At 61.9% G+C, this 17,142-nt stretch carries 16 protein-coding genes and 1 pseudogene; 14 read left to right on the top strand and 3 right to left on the bottom strand.

What is annotated here, in order from left to right; genetic code table 11:
* Positions 1-3: 3 nt before the first annotated feature.
* The 3 genes from ugpA to QQL76_RS10525 are packed head-to-tail and all read left to right on the top strand — an operon-like array spanning position 4 to position 2,801.
* A complete protein-coding gene (gene ugpA, locus QQL76_RS10515; protein ID WP_499207597.1) occupies positions 4-888 on the top strand; it encodes an ABC transporter permease in 885 nt (294 codons plus the stop codon).
* Between the two features lie 3 nt (positions 889-891).
* Complete coding sequence (gene ugpE, locus QQL76_RS10520; RefSeq protein WP_499207598.1) at positions 892-1,740, top strand: ABC transporter permease; 849 nt, start codon at positions 892-894, stop codon at positions 1,738-1,740.
* A 2-nt stretch (positions 1,741-1,742) separates the two neighbouring features.
* Complete coding sequence (locus tag QQL76_RS10525) at positions 1,743-2,801, top strand: sn-glycerol-3-phosphate import ATP-binding protein UgpC (RefSeq protein WP_499207599.1); 1,059 nt, start codon at positions 1,743-1,745, stop codon at positions 2,799-2,801.
* A 658-nt stretch (positions 2,802-3,459) separates the two neighbouring features.
* Here the strand turns inward: QQL76_RS10525 and QQL76_RS10530 are convergent.
* Positions 3,460-5,640, bottom strand: coding sequence for a TonB-dependent hemoglobin/transferrin/lactoferrin family receptor (locus QQL76_RS10530; protein ID WP_499207600.1), 2,181 nt, complete (start codon positions 5,638-5,640; stop codon positions 3,460-3,462).
* Between the two features lie 187 nt (positions 5,641-5,827).
* On the opposite strand from QQL76_RS10530, the gene hemP reads away from it, so the two are divergent.
* From hemP to QQL76_RS10560, 6 genes and pseudogenes are all read left to right on the top strand, one after another.
* On the top strand, positions 5,828-6,019 hold the full coding sequence (gene hemP / locus QQL76_RS10535; RefSeq protein WP_499207601.1) for a hemin uptake protein HemP: 192 nt from the start codon (positions 5,828-5,830) through the stop codon (positions 6,017-6,019).
* 8 nt (positions 6,020-6,027) lie between these two features.
* On the top strand, positions 6,028-7,077 hold the full coding sequence (locus QQL76_RS10540; protein ID WP_499207602.1) for a hemin-degrading factor: 1,050 nt from the start codon (positions 6,028-6,030) through the stop codon (positions 7,075-7,077).
* Between the two features lie 8 nt (positions 7,078-7,085).
* Positions 7,086-7,979, top strand: a complete 894-nt coding sequence (locus tag QQL76_RS10545) for a heme/hemin ABC transporter substrate-binding protein (protein WP_499207603.1) — start codon at positions 7,086-7,088, stop codon at positions 7,977-7,979.
* Positions 7,976-9,073: a FecCD family ABC transporter permease gene (locus QQL76_RS10550; protein WP_499207604.1), complete on the top strand. Its 1,098-nt coding sequence runs from the start codon at positions 7,976-7,978 to the stop codon at positions 9,071-9,073. The genes QQL76_RS10545 and QQL76_RS10550 overlap by 4 nt, the downstream gene beginning before the upstream one ends.
* 7 nt (positions 9,074-9,080) lie before the next feature.
* Positions 9,081-9,866: a heme ABC transporter ATP-binding protein gene (locus tag QQL76_RS10555; protein ID WP_499207605.1), complete on the top strand. Its 786-nt coding sequence runs from the start codon at positions 9,081-9,083 to the stop codon at positions 9,864-9,866.
* A gap of 347 nt (positions 9,867-10,213) precedes the next feature.
* Positions 10,214-10,431, top strand: a pseudogene (locus QQL76_RS10560) (transposase); the annotation flags it as partial.
* A gap of 177 nt (positions 10,432-10,608) precedes the next feature.
* On the opposite strand, the gene QQL76_RS10565 reads toward QQL76_RS10560, so the two are convergent.
* Entirely contained in the window at positions 10,609-11,592 is a 984-nt protein-coding gene (locus QQL76_RS10565; RefSeq protein ID WP_499207606.1) for a substrate-binding domain-containing protein, read from the bottom strand.
* Between the two features lie 13 nt (positions 11,593-11,605).
* Positions 11,606-12,469, bottom strand: coding sequence for a fumarylacetoacetate hydrolase family protein (locus tag QQL76_RS10570; protein ID WP_499207607.1), 864 nt, complete (start codon positions 12,467-12,469; stop codon positions 11,606-11,608).
* A gap of 125 nt (positions 12,470-12,594) precedes the next feature.
* On the opposite strand from QQL76_RS10570, the gene QQL76_RS10575 reads away from it, so the two are divergent.
* From QQL76_RS10575 to QQL76_RS10595, 5 genes are all read left to right on the top strand, one after another.
* The gene (locus QQL76_RS10575) at positions 12,595-13,257 is read left to right on the top strand and encodes a FadR/GntR family transcriptional regulator (RefSeq protein WP_499207608.1); all 663 of its coding nucleotides are present in this window, start codon (positions 12,595-12,597) and stop codon (positions 13,255-13,257) included.
* Positions 13,258-13,333: 76 nt separating this feature from the next.
* Positions 13,334-14,155: an ABC transporter ATP-binding protein gene (locus tag QQL76_RS10580; protein ID WP_499207609.1), complete on the top strand. Its 822-nt coding sequence runs from the start codon at positions 13,334-13,336 to the stop codon at positions 14,153-14,155.
* Positions 14,155-15,033 (top strand): ABC transporter permease, encoded by an 879-nt coding sequence (locus tag QQL76_RS10585; protein ID WP_499207610.1) that lies wholly within the window; start codon positions 14,155-14,157, stop codon positions 15,031-15,033. The genes QQL76_RS10580 and QQL76_RS10585 overlap by 1 nt, the downstream gene beginning before the upstream one ends.
* Positions 15,030-15,908 (top strand): ABC transporter permease, encoded by an 879-nt coding sequence (locus QQL76_RS10590; protein WP_499207611.1) that lies wholly within the window; start codon positions 15,030-15,032, stop codon positions 15,906-15,908. Before QQL76_RS10585 ends, QQL76_RS10590 begins: the two co-directional genes overlap by 4 nt.
* 16 nt (positions 15,909-15,924) lie before the next feature.
* Positions 15,925-16,962: an ABC transporter substrate-binding protein gene (locus tag QQL76_RS10595; RefSeq protein ID WP_499207612.1), complete on the top strand. Its 1,038-nt coding sequence runs from the start codon at positions 15,925-15,927 to the stop codon at positions 16,960-16,962.
* The last annotated feature ends 180 nt before the right edge of the window (positions 16,963-17,142 follow it).

Raw genomic sequence — 17,142 nt, forward strand, 5'->3', positions numbered from 1 at the left:
TCGATGCAAAGCAAGCGGACTGTCTTTTCCAATCGGGCGCTGCCCTACATGCTGCTGGCGCCGCAGCTTGCCGTGACCGCGATCTTCTTTCTCTGGCCGGCAGCACAGGCGTTTCGCCAGTCGTTCCTGCGCGAAGATGCGTTCGGCTTCTCAACGCAGTTTGTCTGGTTCGACAATTACATGCGGCTCTTCCAGAGCGCGAGTTACCTCAACTCCATGGCCGTCACGGCTGTCTTCGCAACGAGCGTTGCCGTCCTGTCCATCGTCATTGCCCTTGCGCTGGCTGTCGCCGCCAACGGCATGATCCGCAGCCAGCAGACCTACAGCACCCTCATCATCTGGCCCTATGCCGTCGCACCGGCCGTTGCGGGCGTCATGTGGTGGTTCATGTTCAATCCCACGATCGGCATCCTGTCCTATCTGATGCGCCAGGCGGGCTATAACTGGAACCACGGCCTTGATGGCACCGACGCGATGATCCTCGTCGTGATCGCGTCGAGCTGGAAGCAGATTTCCTACAACTTCCTGTTCTTTCTCGCCGGGCTGCACGCCATCCCGCGCTCGCTGACAGAGGCTGCGGCGATCGACGGCGCGGGCCCGATCAAGCGTTTCTTCACCATCACGCTGCCGCTCTTGTCGCCGACGACGTTCTTCCTCGTCGTGGTCAACGTCGTCTACGCCATGTTCGACACGTTCGCGGTGATCCACGCGACCACAGAAGGCGGTCCCAACCAGGCGACGAACATCCTCGTCTACAAGGTCTTCGACGATGGCTTCATCGGCTTGAACCTAGGCTCGTCGGCGGCGCAGTCGGTCATCCTCATGGCGATCGTGACGGTCTTCACCTTCATCCAGTTCCGCTACATCGAACGGCGCGTGGAGTACTGACCGATGATCGAGAACCGGCCGCTCCTGAAGCTTACCGCGCACCTCGTCCTGATTGCCGGCGTCGCGCTCGTCGCGTTTCCCGTCTACCTCGCAATCATCGCCTCCACCCATGGGCCGACCGATTTCATGTCTGGCGTCATCCCGTTGCTGCCGGGACCGCATGCCGTGGAGAACTACCGGCAGGTGCTCGCGTCGGGCGTCTCGACCTCCGGAATTCCGCCGATCAGCCTGATGATGACGAACTCGCTGATCATGGCGTTGACGATCGCCATCGGAAAGATCGTCATCTCGCTGCTTTCCGCCTTCGCGATCGTCTATTTCCGCTTCCCGTTTCGCGCACTCGCGTTCTGGGCGATCTTCGTCACGCTGATGCTGCCGGTCGAAGTGCGGATCGTGCCGACATTCCAGGTGGTCGCCAATCTGGGGATGCTCAATTCCTACGCGGGCCTGTCGATCCCGCTGATCGCGTCCGCGACGGCGACGTTCCTGTTCCGGCAGTTCTTTCTGACTGTGCCGGACGAATTGATGGAAGCCGCACGCGTCGATGGCGCAGGTCCCATGAAGTTCTTCTTCGACATCCTGCTTCCGCTGTCGCGCACCAACATCGCCGCGCTTTTCGTGATCCTCTTCATCTATGGCTGGAACCAGTATCTCTGGCCGCTGCTGATCACGACGAGCTCGGATTATTACACCGTCGTCATGGGCATCAAACGTATGGCCGACGTGGCCGACAGCTACCCGCAATGGAACACGGTGATGGCCACCGTCGTGCTCGCCATGCTGCCGCCGGTGCTGGTCGTCATCTGCATGCAGAGGCTCTTCGTGAAGGGCCTTGTCGAGACGGAGAAATAGTCATGTCGGCGATTGAACTCAAAAACCTGCGCAAGGTGTATCCCGGTGGCGCGGAAGCTGTATCCGGCATCGACCTCGCGATCGAAACCGGCGAGATGGTCGTTCTGGTCGGTCCGTCGGGATGCGGAAAGTCGACCCTGCTGCGCATGATCGCGGGTCTCGAGACAATCACGGACGGCACCGTCTCGATCGCCGGCCGCGTGGTCAACGACAAGGAACCCGCAGAGCGCGACATCGCCATGGTGTTCCAGAACTACGCGCTTTACCCGCACATGACGGTGCGCGCGAACATGGCCTACGGGTTGAAGAACCGCGGCACGCCTAAGGCGGAGATAGAGCGGCGCGTCGCCGAGGCTTCCCGCATCCTGCAGATCGGCGACTATCTCGATCGCAAGCCTCGTCAGCTCTCCGGCGGGCAGCGCCAGCGCGTGGCTATGGGACGCGCCATCGTGCGCGAACCTGCGGCGTTCCTCTTCGACGAGCCGCTGTCGAACCTCGATGCCAAGCTGCGCGTGGAGATGCGCGGCGAGATCAAGCTGTTGCAGAGACGGCTTGCGACGACCTCCGTCTACGTCACACACGACCAGCTCGAGGCGATGACGCTCGCGGATCGTCTCGTCGTGCTGAACAAGGGCCGGATCGAGCAGATCGGGACCCCGCTCGAAATCTACCGCCATCCGCAATCCACCTTCGTGGCAAGCTTCATCGGATCACCGGCGATGAACCTGATTTCGGCCACCCGCGACGGCGACGGCCTGCGCCTGTCCGACGCCACGCTTCCGCTGGCCGGTCGTTCGCTGCCCCAAGGTCCTTTGACCATCGGAATGAGAGCGGAAGACATAACCCTCGCGCGCCGCACCGGCGAGCCGCAGGGGCTTCCGGTCCGGATCGCCTATGTCGAGGAATTGGGCGCAAGCCGCCTGGTGCATGGACATCTCGGCAGCGAGCGCATCGTGGTCTCGGCGCCGATCGATGGCGAACTGGACGACACGATGGATGCCCGCATCGATCCGGCTTTGCTGCATGTCTTTGCGGCAGACACCGGTAGGCGGCTTCAGTAGGTCACAGGGGTGGAAAAGCGATCAACCGAAAGAGCCTGTCTGGCACAGACGTCCGGATCGCGACGATGCCCAAGCTGAATTCATAACGACAGCTCGCAGGCATTTTCCAATGACGCGGTTAGACGGAAGCTGATGGACGTGTTGAGGGTTGGACTTGCCGAATTGATCGACCGCAGCCGTTTCGATCAGAAATGCCATCGGCGCACTCTTCACGACAGAGCTCTTCCAACTCTTCTCGATAATGCCGATGTGATCGGGTTCGATCGATAATCCTATATTCCATGACAGCTGCTCGATTTCGATACCCGCAATCGGACAGACTGCTCACGGCCGAAGGGCGTCGGCAGGAAATTATTGCCCGAATGCGATAGTCGGGCTGTTGCCATGGCCACTTTGGCGTGGATGCCTGCCCAACCGCTTCTGAGCAGTCAAATCGGGAAAGTGGACGTTCCGGGGGGCGCTGCGCTGCAACGGCAACGCCCCCATTCCCAGCCATCGAACCAAGCTTGTACTTCGCCTGAAAGCGGACGTTCTTCCAACTTCTGCGGAACGTTGCGATTATGCAAGATCCATGAAGATAGACCTGTCTGTCGTGAGGGTCAAAGGCAACAGCAGCCACGCACGAAGACGTTGCTGAACTATCGCCAGCGCTGGGCCTTCATCCGCCCCAGCGCGCCGTGAGACCGACCTTGAAGGAGACGCCGGGTTCGAAGATCGTGCTCGTCGTGGTCGCATTGAGTGGATTGGCGTAGCGCTCGTCGAAGAGGTTGTCTACGCGGGCGTTTAAGCGGAGATTGTCGGTCGCTTCGTAATCGATGAAGGCGTTGACGAGCGTGTAGTTGCCGTTGAAGGCCGCTCCGCTCGGCGGGATGTTGTGCTGTACCTCACCGCCGATTGTCAGTCTTTCGTCAAGCACCCGCATTGCGAGGTGGCCGGTCACCTGCGACGACGGCTCCGTCACCAGATCGGAGCGCACGCCGTCGGCAAGTGTGAAGCCTTCGATGAAGGATGCGGACAGCCCGCCGAAATAGCGGCCCTGGTCGTAGAATGCTTCAAGCTCGAAACCCTGGATCTCGGCCGAGGCGAAGTTCTGGTACTGGAAGCAGGTGGGAATCCTGCCGGGCCCTGGGATGAACGTGCATCCGCTTCCCGGCACAAAGGCCGAGAGCGTTTGGCCGCCGATATAATCGTCGATGTCATTGTGGAAATAGGCCGCCTTGAGGCGCAGCGTGTCGCCACTCTGGAAGATGCCGTCCTGGCTGTAATTGATGCCGATTTCCCATGTCTTGGCTGTTTCAGGCCGCAGATCCGGGTTCGGCAGGAACGGAAAGACGACACCGTTCGGATGCAGGCCGCTGATCAGCGTCTCCGTGACGCTCGGGGAACGATAGCCTTCCGCATAGGTCCCATAGAACTGCAGCCCGTCCAGCGCATCGCTTTCGAACGGCGAGACCCCGACCGTCAGGCGCGGCGATAGCCGGTCGCCGTCGCTTTCGGCATCGGTTCCGTTCAGGCGGTAGCCATCGTAGCGCAATGCGCCGATCACTTCGAGCCAGTCATAGGTCATCTTGTTCTGCAGATAGGCGCCGTACACCTGCCGCTGGCCCGATGGCGTGTAGACGTCGCTCCCGCCCGCCGGACTGGATGTCACCACATCGTCCTGTAGCCAGTCGCCGCCATAGGTCAGCTCATGCCGGACAAGGCCGGTGTCAAAGCGCGACGTGTTCCAGAGATCGATCCCGTAGGTTTCGAGATCGTAGCGCGTGCGCGATCCGGCCGGGATGACGATCGGCAAACCCGTTGCGGACGAGAACTGGCGCGCATCGCGCAGGAACGTCTGGTCGAGATCGACGAGGTTCGCCGAGACGTTCAGATGCAGATCGAGCCAGGTTTCGGCCGGGTCGCGCAGATTGTAGCGCGCCGAGAAGGTGTTCTGCTCGAGATCGGCGTCGTAGGTATCGGCGCCTTCGGTCCAGCTATCGGACGTGCCGGACCAACCGAGCTTCAATTCGCTGAAATCGCTGGGCCGAATCGTCGCCTTGGCGAGCCCGCTCAGGACGTTGAAGCCTGTCCCGGCAACCGTCGTGCCAGCGCCATCCTCGTAGTCGGAATAATCGCGCCAGACGACGTTGCCCAGAACGTCGACCGCGTCATTGATGCGGTAGGCACCAACGGCGCTCGTCGTCCAGCCGTCACCATTGCTCTCATACTGTCCGGTCAGCGAGCCGGCGACTGTTTCGCCGGGTCGCAGCAGGTCTTCCGCATCCTTCGTCTCGAAGAACACAACGCCGCCGATCGCGCCCGAGCCATAGGTGTTTGCGACCGGTCCGCGCACCACGTCGACCTGCTTGATCAGGTTTGGATCGAGAAAGAAGAGGCTCTGCGTGCCGTGTCCCGAGCGCTGGAAGTTCTGGCGCGCCCCATCGACGATGACGGACACGCGACCGAAATCCTGCAAACCGCGGACGTTTATCGATGATGCAACACGCTTGGCATCGGCCTGGATGTTCACCCCTGGAACAGCAAAGAACACGTCGGCCGGCGTCGTCGCCATGCGCTGACTGATCTCGGTGGCATCGACCTGGCTGACGGAGGCCATTTGCTCGATGGGCGATTCGCCGGTGCGGCTGACGACCGTCAGCCGATCGAGCAACGTCATCGGGCCTGCATCGGCCTCGACGATAATCGCCGCTGTATCGGCTTCCGTCTCTATCTCGCCGACGACATTTTGGGCGCTTGCCTGTGTGGTGAGACTCGCCACAGCGACGCCCGCGAGAAGCATTCCGATCCGCATTCTGTTCAAGGACGCGTCGCCGCGACCTGCCCCATATCCAGCCATTTCCACTCTCCTGATTTCGGTGCGCTGGCTGGCGTCGGGCTTGCTCGCATTCGGGTCCGACGGGCTTGGTATGGCCGCCGGTGTTGCGCTTGCTATAAAACATGATAATAGCAGTCAACAATAGCTAATTTTGACGTGTCGCCCAGCCAGCCTTCAGCAAGCCAGGCGCGATTATGGGATCGACAACATGAGAGCGGATCACGCATCCACCACCACGCAGACGCAGAAACCGAGCCATGCCGCTACGCGGCCTGGGGATGTGCGCATGCTGAAGAGCAGCGACCTGTTCGGAACCGACATGGAAGTGCAGATCGCCCATGACGGGACGCTCTACCGGTTGAAGATCACCCGGCAAGGCAAGCTGATTTTGAACAAATAGAGGTCGTCATGAGTGCAGTTTCAAAACCGTCGGCAGAGGCCATTCGCCAGGCGCGCGCCGCCAACCCGAGCATGCGGGAGCGCGATCTCGCGCATCAGCTCGCCATCTCCGAAGCGGAGTTCGTGGCAGCCTGGTGTGGAGATGGCGTGCGCCGCATCGAGCCTGATGTCGGACGTCTGCTTGCAGGCATCGGCGCGGTGGGCGAGGTCATGGCGCTGACGCGTAACGAAGACGCGGTCCACGAAAAGATCGGTGTCTACGAGAACATGCAGGCGGGCGCAGCGAACGCGATCGTTCTCGGCAAGGACATCGACCTGCGCATCTTTCCGAAACAGTGGTCGCACGGCTTCGCCGTCGAAAAGCGCGACGGGACGGACGTGAAACGCAGCCTGCAGTTCTTCGATGCAGCGGGAGATGCCGTCCACAAGATCCATCTCAGGCCGGCTTCGGACGTCGTCGCCTATGAAAAGCTTGTCGACGCCCTGCAACGCGAGGGAGACGAACCGGTTGCGATTGTTCCGCGCGTTCCGCAGCAGCGCCAGCCACGCGCTGTCGGCGCCGATGCGGTGCGCGAGCGCTGGAGCGCCATGACCGATCCGCATCAGTTCTTCGGGCTTTTGCGAACGTTGAAGCTCGAGCGTCTCGATGCCGTCGACTTGGTCGGGCCAGATTTTGCCTGGCCGCTGGAAGGCGGCGTTTTGCAGGCGATGTTCGATGGTGCGGTGGCGCAGCAGATCCCGATCATGTGCTTCGTCGGAAATCGCGGGTGCATCCAGATCCATTCGGGTCCGATCACGACCGTGAAGCCGATGGGACCTTGGATCAACGTGATGGACCCGACTTTTCACCTCCATCTCAGAGCCGACCGGGTCTGCCAGCTTTGGGCGGTGCGAAAGCCGACCAAGGAAGGCCACGTCACGTCGCTCGAAGCCTATGACGCGCGGGGCGAACTGATCATCCAGTTCTTCGGCAAGCGGCATGAAGGCGAAGACGAGCGCGGCGATTGGCGGCAACTTGTCGAGACCATGCCGCGCCTCCAGCAATCGATCGTCGCGTGAGCGCCGACATGAGGAACCGACGCACATTCGCTGTCCGATCGCTCGACCCTCTGGCGCTGATCGCCATGATGGTCACCGCTACCAGCGCGGTCTCGGCGCAGGAACCTGCCCAGCGCGTGCTCACGATCGGCGGCTCGTTGACGGAGATCGTCTACGCGCTCGGCGAGGAGGATCGGCTGGTCGGACGTGATCAGACGAGCCAGTACCCGGCGGAGGCCGGCTCGCTACCGGACGTCGGCTACATGCGAGCACTCTCGCCGGAAGGCGTTCTCTCGATAGATCCGGATCTCATCATTGCGCTGGAGGGCGCCGGGCCGCACGAAGCGATGGAGGTGATCGAAGCCGCCAGCGTTCCGATCGTGACGGTGCCCGAGCGCTACGATGCCAAGGGCGTCGTCGCCAAGATCGAGGCGGTCGGCGCTGCGCTCGGTGTCCCGGACAAAGCTTTGGAACTGGCAGAGCGTGTCCGTGGCGAGCTGGAAGCCTCGGCGACTATCGTCAGTTCTGCGGAAGATCCAGCCACGGTTTTGTTCATCCTGAGTCTTGAGGGCGGGCGCATCATGGCGTCCGGCACGGGTACGGCAGCTGATGGGATGATCGTCTTGGCCGGCGGTGAAAATGCGATCGGCGACTTCGCCGGGTATAAGCAATTGACGGACGAAGCGATCATCGACGCTGCGCCAGACGTGATCCTTCTCATGGATCGGGGTGGGGCGACACACGATCCGGCCGTCAATGACATCGCGGCACATCCAGCTCTTTCGGCAACGCCGGCGGCCCAATCTGGCCGTATCATCCGCATGGACGGCTCCTACCTGCTCGGCTTCGGTCCGCGCACGGCAAAAGCGATGACCGAACTCAGCCGGGCTCTCTACCCGCCTTCAGATGCGGTAGCGCAATGAGCATCGGCGGTTTCATCGGCCACTCGGCTGCACATTCCAGGCGCGTTGCGAGGCTGAAGGGCGATCGAAGACAGCTTGCCCGTCGCACGATCGCGGGCCTCGCGGTGCTTCTTGTGTGTGTCTGCACGATCAGCCTGACGTCCGGTGCCTCGACCGTCTCGTCCGGAGATCTGCTGCGCAGCCTCGTCGAATCGGAAGCGCTGTCGGCGCGCGACCGCATCATCGTCATCGACATTCGCTTGCCGCGCATGGTGCTCGGTGTCCTGATCGGCGCAGCGCTCGCGGTCTCGGGTGCCGTCATGCAGGGTCTCTTTCGCAATCCCCTGGCGGACCCGGGACTTGTCGGCGTTTCCGCCGGAGCAGGGCTCGGGGCGATTGCGATGATCGTGCTTGGCGGCACCATGCTTGCGCCCATCGCGCTCGTCTTCGGCCTTTTTGCCTTGCCGGTCGCGGCTTTTATCGGCGGGCTCTTGACCACATTGGTGCTCTATCGCATCGCCACGCGCAACGGACAGACATCGGTCGCCACCATGCTTCTCGCGGGCATCGTCCTCGGAGCGCTGGCCGGCGCACTCTCCGGAATTCTGGTCTATCTCGCCGACGATGCGCAGCTGCGCGACCTCACATTCTGGGGGCTCGGGTCGTTGGCCGGCGCGACCTGGATCAAGATCGCGACGGCCGGTCCCATTATCGTCGGGGCTTTGCTCGCAGTATCGTTCGTGGCGCGCGGCCTGAACGCGATGGCGCTCGGCGAAGCGGCAGCACATCAGCTCGGCTTTGCGGTGCAGCGGATAAAGCTCATCGCGATCGTCAGCGTCGCCGCAGCGGTCGGCGCGTCGGTCGCCGTTTCGGGCGGCATTGGCTTCATCGGCATCGTTGTGCCGCATCTCCTGCGTCTCGCCATCGGGCCTGACCATCGTTACCTGCTGCCAGCCTCAGCACTTCTCGGCGCGTCCATGCTGTTGCTCGCCGACGCCGTCGCGCGCATGATCGTGGCGCCCGCCGAATTGCCGATCGGCATCGTCACGGCGCTCTTCGGTGCGCCCTTCTTTCTGTGGATCCTGCTTCGCCGTCGCGGCGTCGTCGATCTGTGAGGCGACGATGAGCTTCATTGCGCAAGGTGTATCGGCCACGCTTGGCTCACGCCGCGTCCTGCAGAACGTCGACTTCGAGGCAAAGGCCGGAGACGTCACGGCCATCGTGGGCCCGAACGGATCGGGCAAGACCACGTTTCTGAAGGCTCTGTCGGGCGAACTTCGCGTCGACGGTCATGTCTTTTTGGATGGGACTGACATCAGAGGTTTGAAGCCCTGGCAGCTGGCCGAACGGCGCGCCGTTCTTCAGCAGGCGACCACTATGGCCTTCCCCTTCAGGGTGTACGAGGTCGTGCAACTCGGGCTCTCCCGCCCAGTTGATCGAAATTCATCGGATAAGCTTATCGGCCAAGCCTTAAGCATGGTCGGGTTGGCTGGCTTTGGCGAGCGGCTATACCAGGAGCTTTCCGGTGGCGAACAACAGCGGGTCCATCTGGCGCGCGTGCTGTGCCAAGTCTGGGAACCCGTGAAGAACGGCAGCGCCAGCTATCTCTTCCTGGACGAACCAGTCGCCAGTCTCGACATCCGCCACCAGATTGCGATCATGGAGATCGCCCACGGCTATGCTCGGCGCGGCGGCGGCGTCATTGCCGTGATGCATGACCTCAACCTGACCGCCATGTTCGCCGACCAGGTCTTTCTGATGCGGTCGGGGAGCGTGATTGCGAACGGACCACCCTCAAAGACGTTCACAAACGCGCTTTTAAGCTCTGTCTTCGACGCTCCGCTCGCCGTCAACGTGGTGCCGCATGACGACATACCCTTCGTGCTGCCGCAAAGCCGGTGGGTCTGAAGACATGGTGCAACTAGGGCAGATCTCAGCGCACTGAGTTAGTCTACCAAATGCCGGGGTCGGAAGTTGTCGCTGAAATCATCAATGGCAGCTATATGGTCCTCGGCGCCCAAAACCGGACCGACCGGAATCGGCCCCCCGCCGCGCCAATGCCCTGCGGCATTTTCTTTCTTGGCCAATCAAAGCCGAGGAGAAATCACATGGGCAATTCTATATCCAATGATGCCAGCCGGGAGCGCGCTGCCTGGAACGCCGGAAAGAAAGTCGGCACCAAGCGTCCGTTCACCCTGAATAGCCCCTAGATTTGTAGATGCCTTCTTTCCTAATTTTGAGGCAGGAAGAGCATCATGAGCAAATCGCATTTCAGCGAAGATTTTAACGTGACGCCGTGCGTCAGATCACGGAGCGAGGCTGTCCGGTTGCGGAAGTTTCTCAGCGGCTCGGGGTCAGCCAGCATTCCCTGTACGAATGGAAGAAGAAGTTTGCTGCGTCGAGTGCCAAGGGCAACGACAAGGCCGAGGAGATCAGGCGGCTGAAGAAGGAACTGGCTCGCGTTACCGAGGAACTTGCGCCCCGTATTGACGGAGCACGTAAGCGCCTTTTGAGGAACAGAAGAGCCCTTCTCGCGCTGAGGCCGTGCGGATAACTACCAAAGCTCCGATGCTTCTCACTCCAAGCTGAGCGAAGCAGAACCCAGGATGGTCTCGACTCGACAGCCATCCGGCCACGTCGAAAACGAACTTCAACTGTCAAGCATACTCTCGTGAAACAGATCACGTGCCGAAATCGAGGCGGTGAGCAGACCATCCGCTCGAGCGTATCGCAGCATGGCTTCTACTTCTTGGCGGTTTCGCTCGAAGCCATATGCCCAGTAATCGTCGCCCAAAAGGCGCGACGTTTCCTCGAAATGGGCGGCGACCCAAGGCATGGAGATGCGCAGGAAATTAATCTTCTGAAGATCGTCCATCGCCGATTGCTTTGCCACCGAAAATGCGTCGAACAGAGCCTTTGGCAGCCAAGGATGTGCATCCGCCAGCGTTCGGCGGAGTGCGATGCAATGCATGATAGGAAAGAAGCCCGTCGCCCGGTGATACGCGATTTCGGCTGACTTGAAGTCGGGGAACAGCCTTTTGACCGAACCGTCGCCCCGCAGATAGCCGCTCGGCGGGCGCGGCGTGATGATGGCGTCGATCTCGCCGCCCGCCAGCAGGCCGCTCAGCGTCTCATCCGCCGCGATGCGCTTCAGCCGGATGCGGTCCGGCAGCGTGATCGGGGTTCGCTCGGTCCCGCCAGCTTCCTCCTGGCTGCCGATCACCCATTCGACGTCCTCGGGCTTTACGCCGTGCTGGTCCGACAGGATGCCGCGCACCCATAGGGCTGCTGTCTGCTGGTATTCCGGCAAGCCGATCCGCCGGCCAGCCAGGTCCTCCGGCCGCTCGATGCCCGCACCGGTTCGGATGAACACGCCCGAATGGCGAAAGGCGCGGGAAGGGAAAACGGGAATGCCGATATAGTGGCTGTCGCCTCTGGCCGTCGTCACCATGTGGCTGCCCATCGACAGTTCGGTGACGTCGAAGGTCTGCTCGCGCACCGCCTGCCGGAAGAGATCTTCCGGCTCACCAGTGGTGAACTGTGCGTCGACGCCCTCGATCTTCACGCGCCCGTCGATAACGGGGCGTGTGCGGTCGGACAAGGTGCAGGCGATTGTCAGGGCAAGCTCGGTCATGGGTGTGTAGTCCTCAGGCGCAACGGTTTTCGAGTGTGCCGATGCCGCTGATCGTGACGGCGATGGTGTCGCCGCTCTTCAGGAACACCGGTGGATCGAGCCCGATGCCGACGCCGGCTGGCGTGCCCGTGGCGATGATGTCGCCCGGCTGCAGCGTGATCCCGGCCGACAGCGTGGCGATCAGGGTCGGGATGTCGAAGATGAGATCGCGCGTGTTGGCGTTCTGGCGCAATTCGCCGTTCACATGGCACTGCACCGTCGTGTTCTCCGGGTCGATCTCGTCGGCGGTCACCACGTAAGGGCCCATCGGCGCGAAGGTGTCGAGCGATTTGCCGAGGAACCACTGCTTGTGGTTCTTCTGCAGATCACGCGCCGTCACGTCGTTTACGATCGTGTAGCCCCAAATATGGGCGTAGGCGTCTTCCTTGCTGATGCCGCGGCCGCCCTTGCCGATGATGACCGCAAGCTCGGCCTCGTAATCTACCTTCTGCGTGATGGACGGGTGCAGCTCGATCGCCGCATCGGGTGCGATGACGCTGCTCGGGAGCTTGGAGAAGAGCGCCGGGTGATCGTCGATGTCCTTGCCGGCGACGGCGCCCGCTTCATAACCGCTGCGCGCGAATTCCTTGGCATGTTCGCTGTAGTTCTTGCCGACGCACATGATGTTGCGGCGCGGCTGTGGAATCGGAGCGAGAAGTTCGATGTCGCCGCGTGCCACCGTGTCGACCACGTCTTGAACAGCGTCGATCACGGCTCCGGTTTCGATCAGGGCGATCAGGTCCGTGTGGCTCGGGTCCAGCAATCCGAAGCGTTCACCTCCGTCCAGGACGACGGCCAGGCGACAGCTTCCCTTATGGGTCACGGATGCGAGCTTCATGATATGGATCTCCTCGAAATGATGAGCAGTTCATCACCCCAGCAAACCAAATTGTCAACCACATCCATTATTGGTTGACAATAATTCTCTATCTGGTCTACCAATTTGGCAACAAGGATCGATCCATGCAGCGCGCGAACCAAGGTGTGCGGGACTTTATTCTGGAGGGCATAGAAGCCGGACGTTTCGGTCCGGGCGTTCGGCTGCCGACGGAGCGGGCGCTGTGCGAAACGCTGTCGGTGACCCGCACCGCCGTGCGCAACGCGCTTGCGGTTCTGGAAGGCGAGGGCCGTGTGGTGCGTGCGCCCGGCAGCGGAACGTTTGTGGCCGACGCGCTGCCGAACAGCCCGGCCCGCACGAGCGACATCGTCTCGAGCCCCGCTCAGGTGATGGAGGCGCGATTGGCCTTCGAACCACAGATGGCACATCTCGTCGTCGCCAATGGCACGGCGTCCGATTTCGCACGGTTCCAGGAATGCGTCGAGCGTGGCGGATCGGCCGAGCGCATGGAGGATTTCGAGTATTGGGACGCGGCGCTTCACGAGGCGATCGCCGAAGCCGCCCGCAATCCCCTGATCGTCGCCGCCTACGGGCTCATTACCCAGGCGCGTGAGCAGGGCGAATGGGGCGACCTGAAACGCCGCAGCCTCACCGATGAACGGCGCGCCCATTATCAGGTCGAACACGAACGCATCGTCGCCGCGTTGAGAAGGCGTGATGCGCAGAAGGCCGAAGAGGAAATTCGTGCGCACCTCATCCGCGTGCGCTCGAACCTGCTCGGCATCTGAACGGGCCCGCAACGCCGGTCCCAAGCCGTGAGGAGACGGTCGGACTTGCGCAAGAACAATCGATCGGGAGGATCGCGTGACAGCAGTTGCATCGACAGTATCGGGCATTCGAGGCGGGCCGGACGTCTCATCCCGCAGCCCGGAGGCCCCTGCGGTCATTTCCGCCGATAATGTCACCAAGACGTTCGGCGGCGGGCGGGTCGTGGCGCTGGAGGATGCATCCTTCGATATCCGCCCCGGTGAATTCATCTCGCTGGTCGGCCCGTCCGGCTGCGGCAAGTCCACCTTGCTCCGCATCATCGCCGGTCTGATCGACAAATCCGGCGGCTCGCTCAAGGTGCATGGCGAGGAAACCATCGCGCCTCGTCGCGACGTCGCCATGATGTTCCAGAAGCCGACGCTGCTCGAATGGCGCACCGCCGTCGAGAACGTGCTGCTGCCGAGCGAAATTGCCGGCACCGTCACCGATGACGACCGCCGGCGCGCGCTCGGCCTGCTGAAACTCGCTGGGCTGAAAGACTTTGCGTTCTCGTTCCCCCAACAACTTTCAGGCGGAATGCAGCAGCGCGTCGCCCTGGCCCGCCTGCTGCAGACCGGCGCGGACATTCTTCTTCTCGACGAGCCTTTCGGCGCGCTCGACGAGTTTACCCGCGAACATCTCAATGTCGAACTGATGCGGATTGTGGGCGAGGTCGGTGCGACGACGCTTTTCGTGACCCACAACATCGGCGAGGCGATCTTTCTGGCGGACCGCGTTTTCGTGATGACGCCGCGGCCGGGCCGCCTGGCCGAAATCATCGACGTGCCCTTCGAGCGTCCGCGTCAGCCGGCGCTGCAACTGACGACCGAATTCAACCAATTGGTTGCCCGCGTTCGCTCCGTGCTGGGAGGCCATTGATGGCCGATCAGGCGACGACCAATGCCGACCAATTGGCGAAAGATGACCGCAAGACCGGGATCGGCGTCGTCGCCACCCATACCGCGATCTTCCTGGCTCTGATGGGGCTCTGGGAGCTCGCGGCGCGGGGAGGGCTGCTCGACCCGCTTTTCTTTCCGCTGCCGAGCGATATCGTCGTCTCGTTTTATCGGCTCTACATCACCCAGGCGAACATCTGGTGGCATCTCGGCATGACCATGACGGAGGTCGCCGTAGGCTTCGTCGCCGGCTCCGCGCTTGGCATCGGGCTGGCGCTGATCGTCGGCATGTTCGATCGGGTGCGCCGTTACCTGAAGCCCTACATCGTCATTCTGGAGGCGACCCCCCGCATCGCCATCGGCCCGATCGTCATCGCCGCATTCGGCTTCGGCTGGACGTCGAAGACCGTCATCGTGATGCTGGTCTGCTTCTTCGCGCCCTTCGTCAACACGCTAAACGGCATGGCGAGCGTCGACGATGAGGAACTGGCCATGATGCGCTCGATGCGCGCAAGCCGGTGGCAGACCTTCACGAAACTCATGCTGCCCGACGCGCTGCCGGAAATCATGGCCGGCCTTCGCCTTGCCATGGCATCGGCCCTTGGCGGCGCGCTGGTTGCGGAGTTCATCTCGGCTAATGAGGGCATCGGCGTGCTGCTGGCGCAATATACCGGCACGCTCAACATGGCGTCCGCTTTCGTCTGCGTCTTCACGCTGACCGGTCTCGGCTATCTGATCTTCCGCTCCATGGAGGCGCTTGACCGCTACATCGTCTTCTGGACCGACCGCGACCGCACGGAAGTGATGGGTCGGGTGCGCGCTGCCAAATGGAAAGGTCTCGTCAAGGAGGCCTACGCATGAGCGCCAATACCACCACCGCCTCGACCAGCGGACGAGCCGGCTTTCCGGCCATGTGCTTCGCGATGGCGGCCGCCAAGCATCTTTCCGTTTTAGCCGTCATCATCATCGTCTGGGAGGGCGCTTCGGCGCTTGGATGGATCGATACGATCCTGCTGCCGACGCCGACAGAGATCGGCCGCGGCATCGTCGATCTCTACGTCACGAACCGGCAGATCTACGGCCATTTCCTGATCACCTTCTACGAGGCCTTTGCCGGCTTTCTGATCGGCGCGGGTGTCGGGATCGCGATTGCAGTGGGCTCGGCGTTGAGCAGGCGTTTTCGCCGTTACGTGTCGCCCTACGCGGTCATCCTGAACGTAACGCCGGGCTTGGCGCTGACCCCCATCATCATCGCCTGGTTCGGCTTCGGCTACAGTTCCAAGATCGCGCTGGGCGCTATCGTCTCGTTCTTCCCCGTCTTCGTGAACGCGCTGATCGGCCTGACGCGGATCGACCCCGAAATGGACGAGATGTTCCAGTCCTTGGGTGCGACGCGATTGCAGTGCTTCTTCAAGCTGCAGATTCCGGAAGCGCTGCCGCTCATCTTCGCGGGCTTCAAGATCGCGATTACCACGGCGCTGGTGGGCGCGGTCGTCTCGGAATTCTCGCAAGGCACGGCGGGCATCGGCGTCCTGATGCAGCGCTTCGCGTTTTCGCTCGACATGGGCTCGGCGATCGCGGCGCTGCTGAGCATGTCGCTGCTCGGGCTTTTGCTCTTCACCATCATCGAATTGTGCGACGTGCAGGTGGTTTTCTGGCGCAGGGAGGCGCGCAGGAACGAGGTGAGCCGACGCCGCCAGCAGCGCTGGGCGCATCTTTTGAAAGAAAAGAACTGAAGCCGGAGGAAAACCCATGAGACGTGCAGTGAAGATGAGCCTTCTCGCCGCAACGGCGATGATCATTGGTGGAACGGCGGTGGCGCAAGAGATCACCCAGATCAACGCCATCATGCCGAAGCAGCGTTCGGCCAACTACTTCCCGCTGATCGTCGGCGAGGCTCTCGGTTATTTCGAGGAGGAGGGTGTCAACGTCAATCTGCTGCCGTCGACGACGCCGATTCCGTTCGTCAGCTTCATCCGCAACGGCCAGGCCGACATCGCCATGCTCGATCCGGCCGAAGTGCTGCAGGCAAAGGCCGCGGGCGCCGACATTCGCGTCGTCTACGAAGTCATGCAGCAGGCGCCAGACGGCATCGCCATTTCCGGCGAGAGCGCCATCACCGACGTTGCTGAACTGGAAGGCGAAACCGTCGGTCTCGTGTCCGACCGCGATCTCGTGACGCTGAAGATCGCACTCGATGCGCGTGGCCTGACCGAAAATGACGTCACCAGCGTTGTTGTCGGCGAGGCGGGCCCGACGCTTGCTGCGGCGTTCATGGACCAGACGGTCGCGGCCATCGCGGGTTCCGGACCGGACTGGCTCGCGATCCAGGCAAATGGCATCCCGATCAAACTGATCACGCCGGAGGAAGTATCGGCAAAGCCTGGCAACACCTTCGTCATTTCCGGTGAAGCAGACGAAGCCAAGCGCGTGGCGATCCAAGGCTATCTGCGGGCATGGTCGAAGGCGATGTATGTCGCCGAGGTCGATCCGGAAGTGGTGGCAGCGATTGCCCGCGAGGCGGTGCCGGAAGAGTGGGAGGATCCCGAGTTCGGTCAGCAATATCTTGACAACGCGATCCGGCTGAATGTTTCGGTGACGGACAATCTCGGCGATCTCCAGACGGAAATCTGGCAGAACATCCAGCCAGCGATGCAGAAATTCGGCGTCATCGACGAGATCGTGGCCAACGAGGAATTCCTCGATCCTTCACTCATCGAGCCCGCCAACGACTGGGATCGCGCCGAAGTGGAAGCGGAAGTCGCCGCTTGGCGTGAAGAGAATATGTAGAGCAATGGGCGCCGCAAGATCCGCAAGGGTTTCGCAGCGCCACTTTTCACGACAGTGAGTTCTTTAAACTGCGCTGCAAGACTGAGCCGCAGAAAGCCTACGCGGGGAATCGAAAGTATACCCGTATCGATCGATCTTGAGTTTCGCGCGAGCGCCGGTCGATCATGGGTGCAGATACGG

The sequence above is a fragment of the Rhizobium albus genome (genome assembly GCA_030160035.1).
Classification (GTDB): domain Bacteria; phylum Pseudomonadota; class Alphaproteobacteria; order Rhizobiales; family Rhizobiaceae; genus Georhizobium; species Georhizobium albus.

Coding starts and splice junctions, on each gene's coding strand:
- QQL76_RS10555 (WP_499207605.1), top strand. CDS start 9,081: ATGAGCTTCATTGCGCAAGGTGTATCGGCCACGCTTGGCTCACGCCGC.
- QQL76_RS10525 (WP_499207599.1), top strand. CDS start 1,743: ATGTCGGCGATTGAACTCAAAAACCTGCGCAAGGTGTATCCCGGTGGC.
- QQL76_RS10595 (WP_499207612.1), top strand. CDS start 15,925: ATGAGACGTGCAGTGAAGATGAGCCTTCTCGCCGCAACGGCGATGATC.
- hemP (WP_499207601.1), top strand. CDS start 5,828: ATGAGAGCGGATCACGCATCCACCACCACGCAGACGCAGAAACCGAGC.
- QQL76_RS10540 (WP_499207602.1), top strand. CDS start 6,028: ATGAGTGCAGTTTCAAAACCGTCGGCAGAGGCCATTCGCCAGGCGCGC.
- QQL76_RS10590 (WP_499207611.1), top strand. CDS start 15,030: ATGAGCGCCAATACCACCACCGCCTCGACCAGCGGACGAGCCGGCTTT.
- QQL76_RS10570 (WP_499207607.1), bottom strand. CDS start 12,469: ATGAAGCTCGCATCCGTGACCCATAAGGGAAGCTGTCGCCTGGCCGTC.
- QQL76_RS10575 (WP_499207608.1), top strand. CDS start 12,595: ATGCAGCGCGCGAACCAAGGTGTGCGGGACTTTATTCTGGAGGGCATA.
- ugpE (WP_499207598.1), top strand. CDS start 892: ATGATCGAGAACCGGCCGCTCCTGAAGCTTACCGCGCACCTCGTCCTG.
- QQL76_RS10550 (WP_499207604.1), top strand. CDS start 7,976: ATGAGCATCGGCGGTTTCATCGGCCACTCGGCTGCACATTCCAGGCGC.
- QQL76_RS10565 (WP_499207606.1), bottom strand. CDS start 11,592: ATGACCGAGCTTGCCCTGACAATCGCCTGCACCTTGTCCGACCGCACA.
- QQL76_RS10585 (WP_499207610.1), top strand. CDS start 14,155: ATGGCCGATCAGGCGACGACCAATGCCGACCAATTGGCGAAAGATGAC.
- ugpA (WP_499207597.1), top strand. CDS start 4: ATGCAAAGCAAGCGGACTGTCTTTTCCAATCGGGCGCTGCCCTACATG.
- QQL76_RS10545 (WP_499207603.1), top strand. CDS start 7,086: ATGAGGAACCGACGCACATTCGCTGTCCGATCGCTCGACCCTCTGGCG.
- QQL76_RS10530 (WP_499207600.1), bottom strand. CDS start 5,640: ATGGCTGGATATGGGGCAGGTCGCGGCGACGCGTCCTTGAACAGAATG.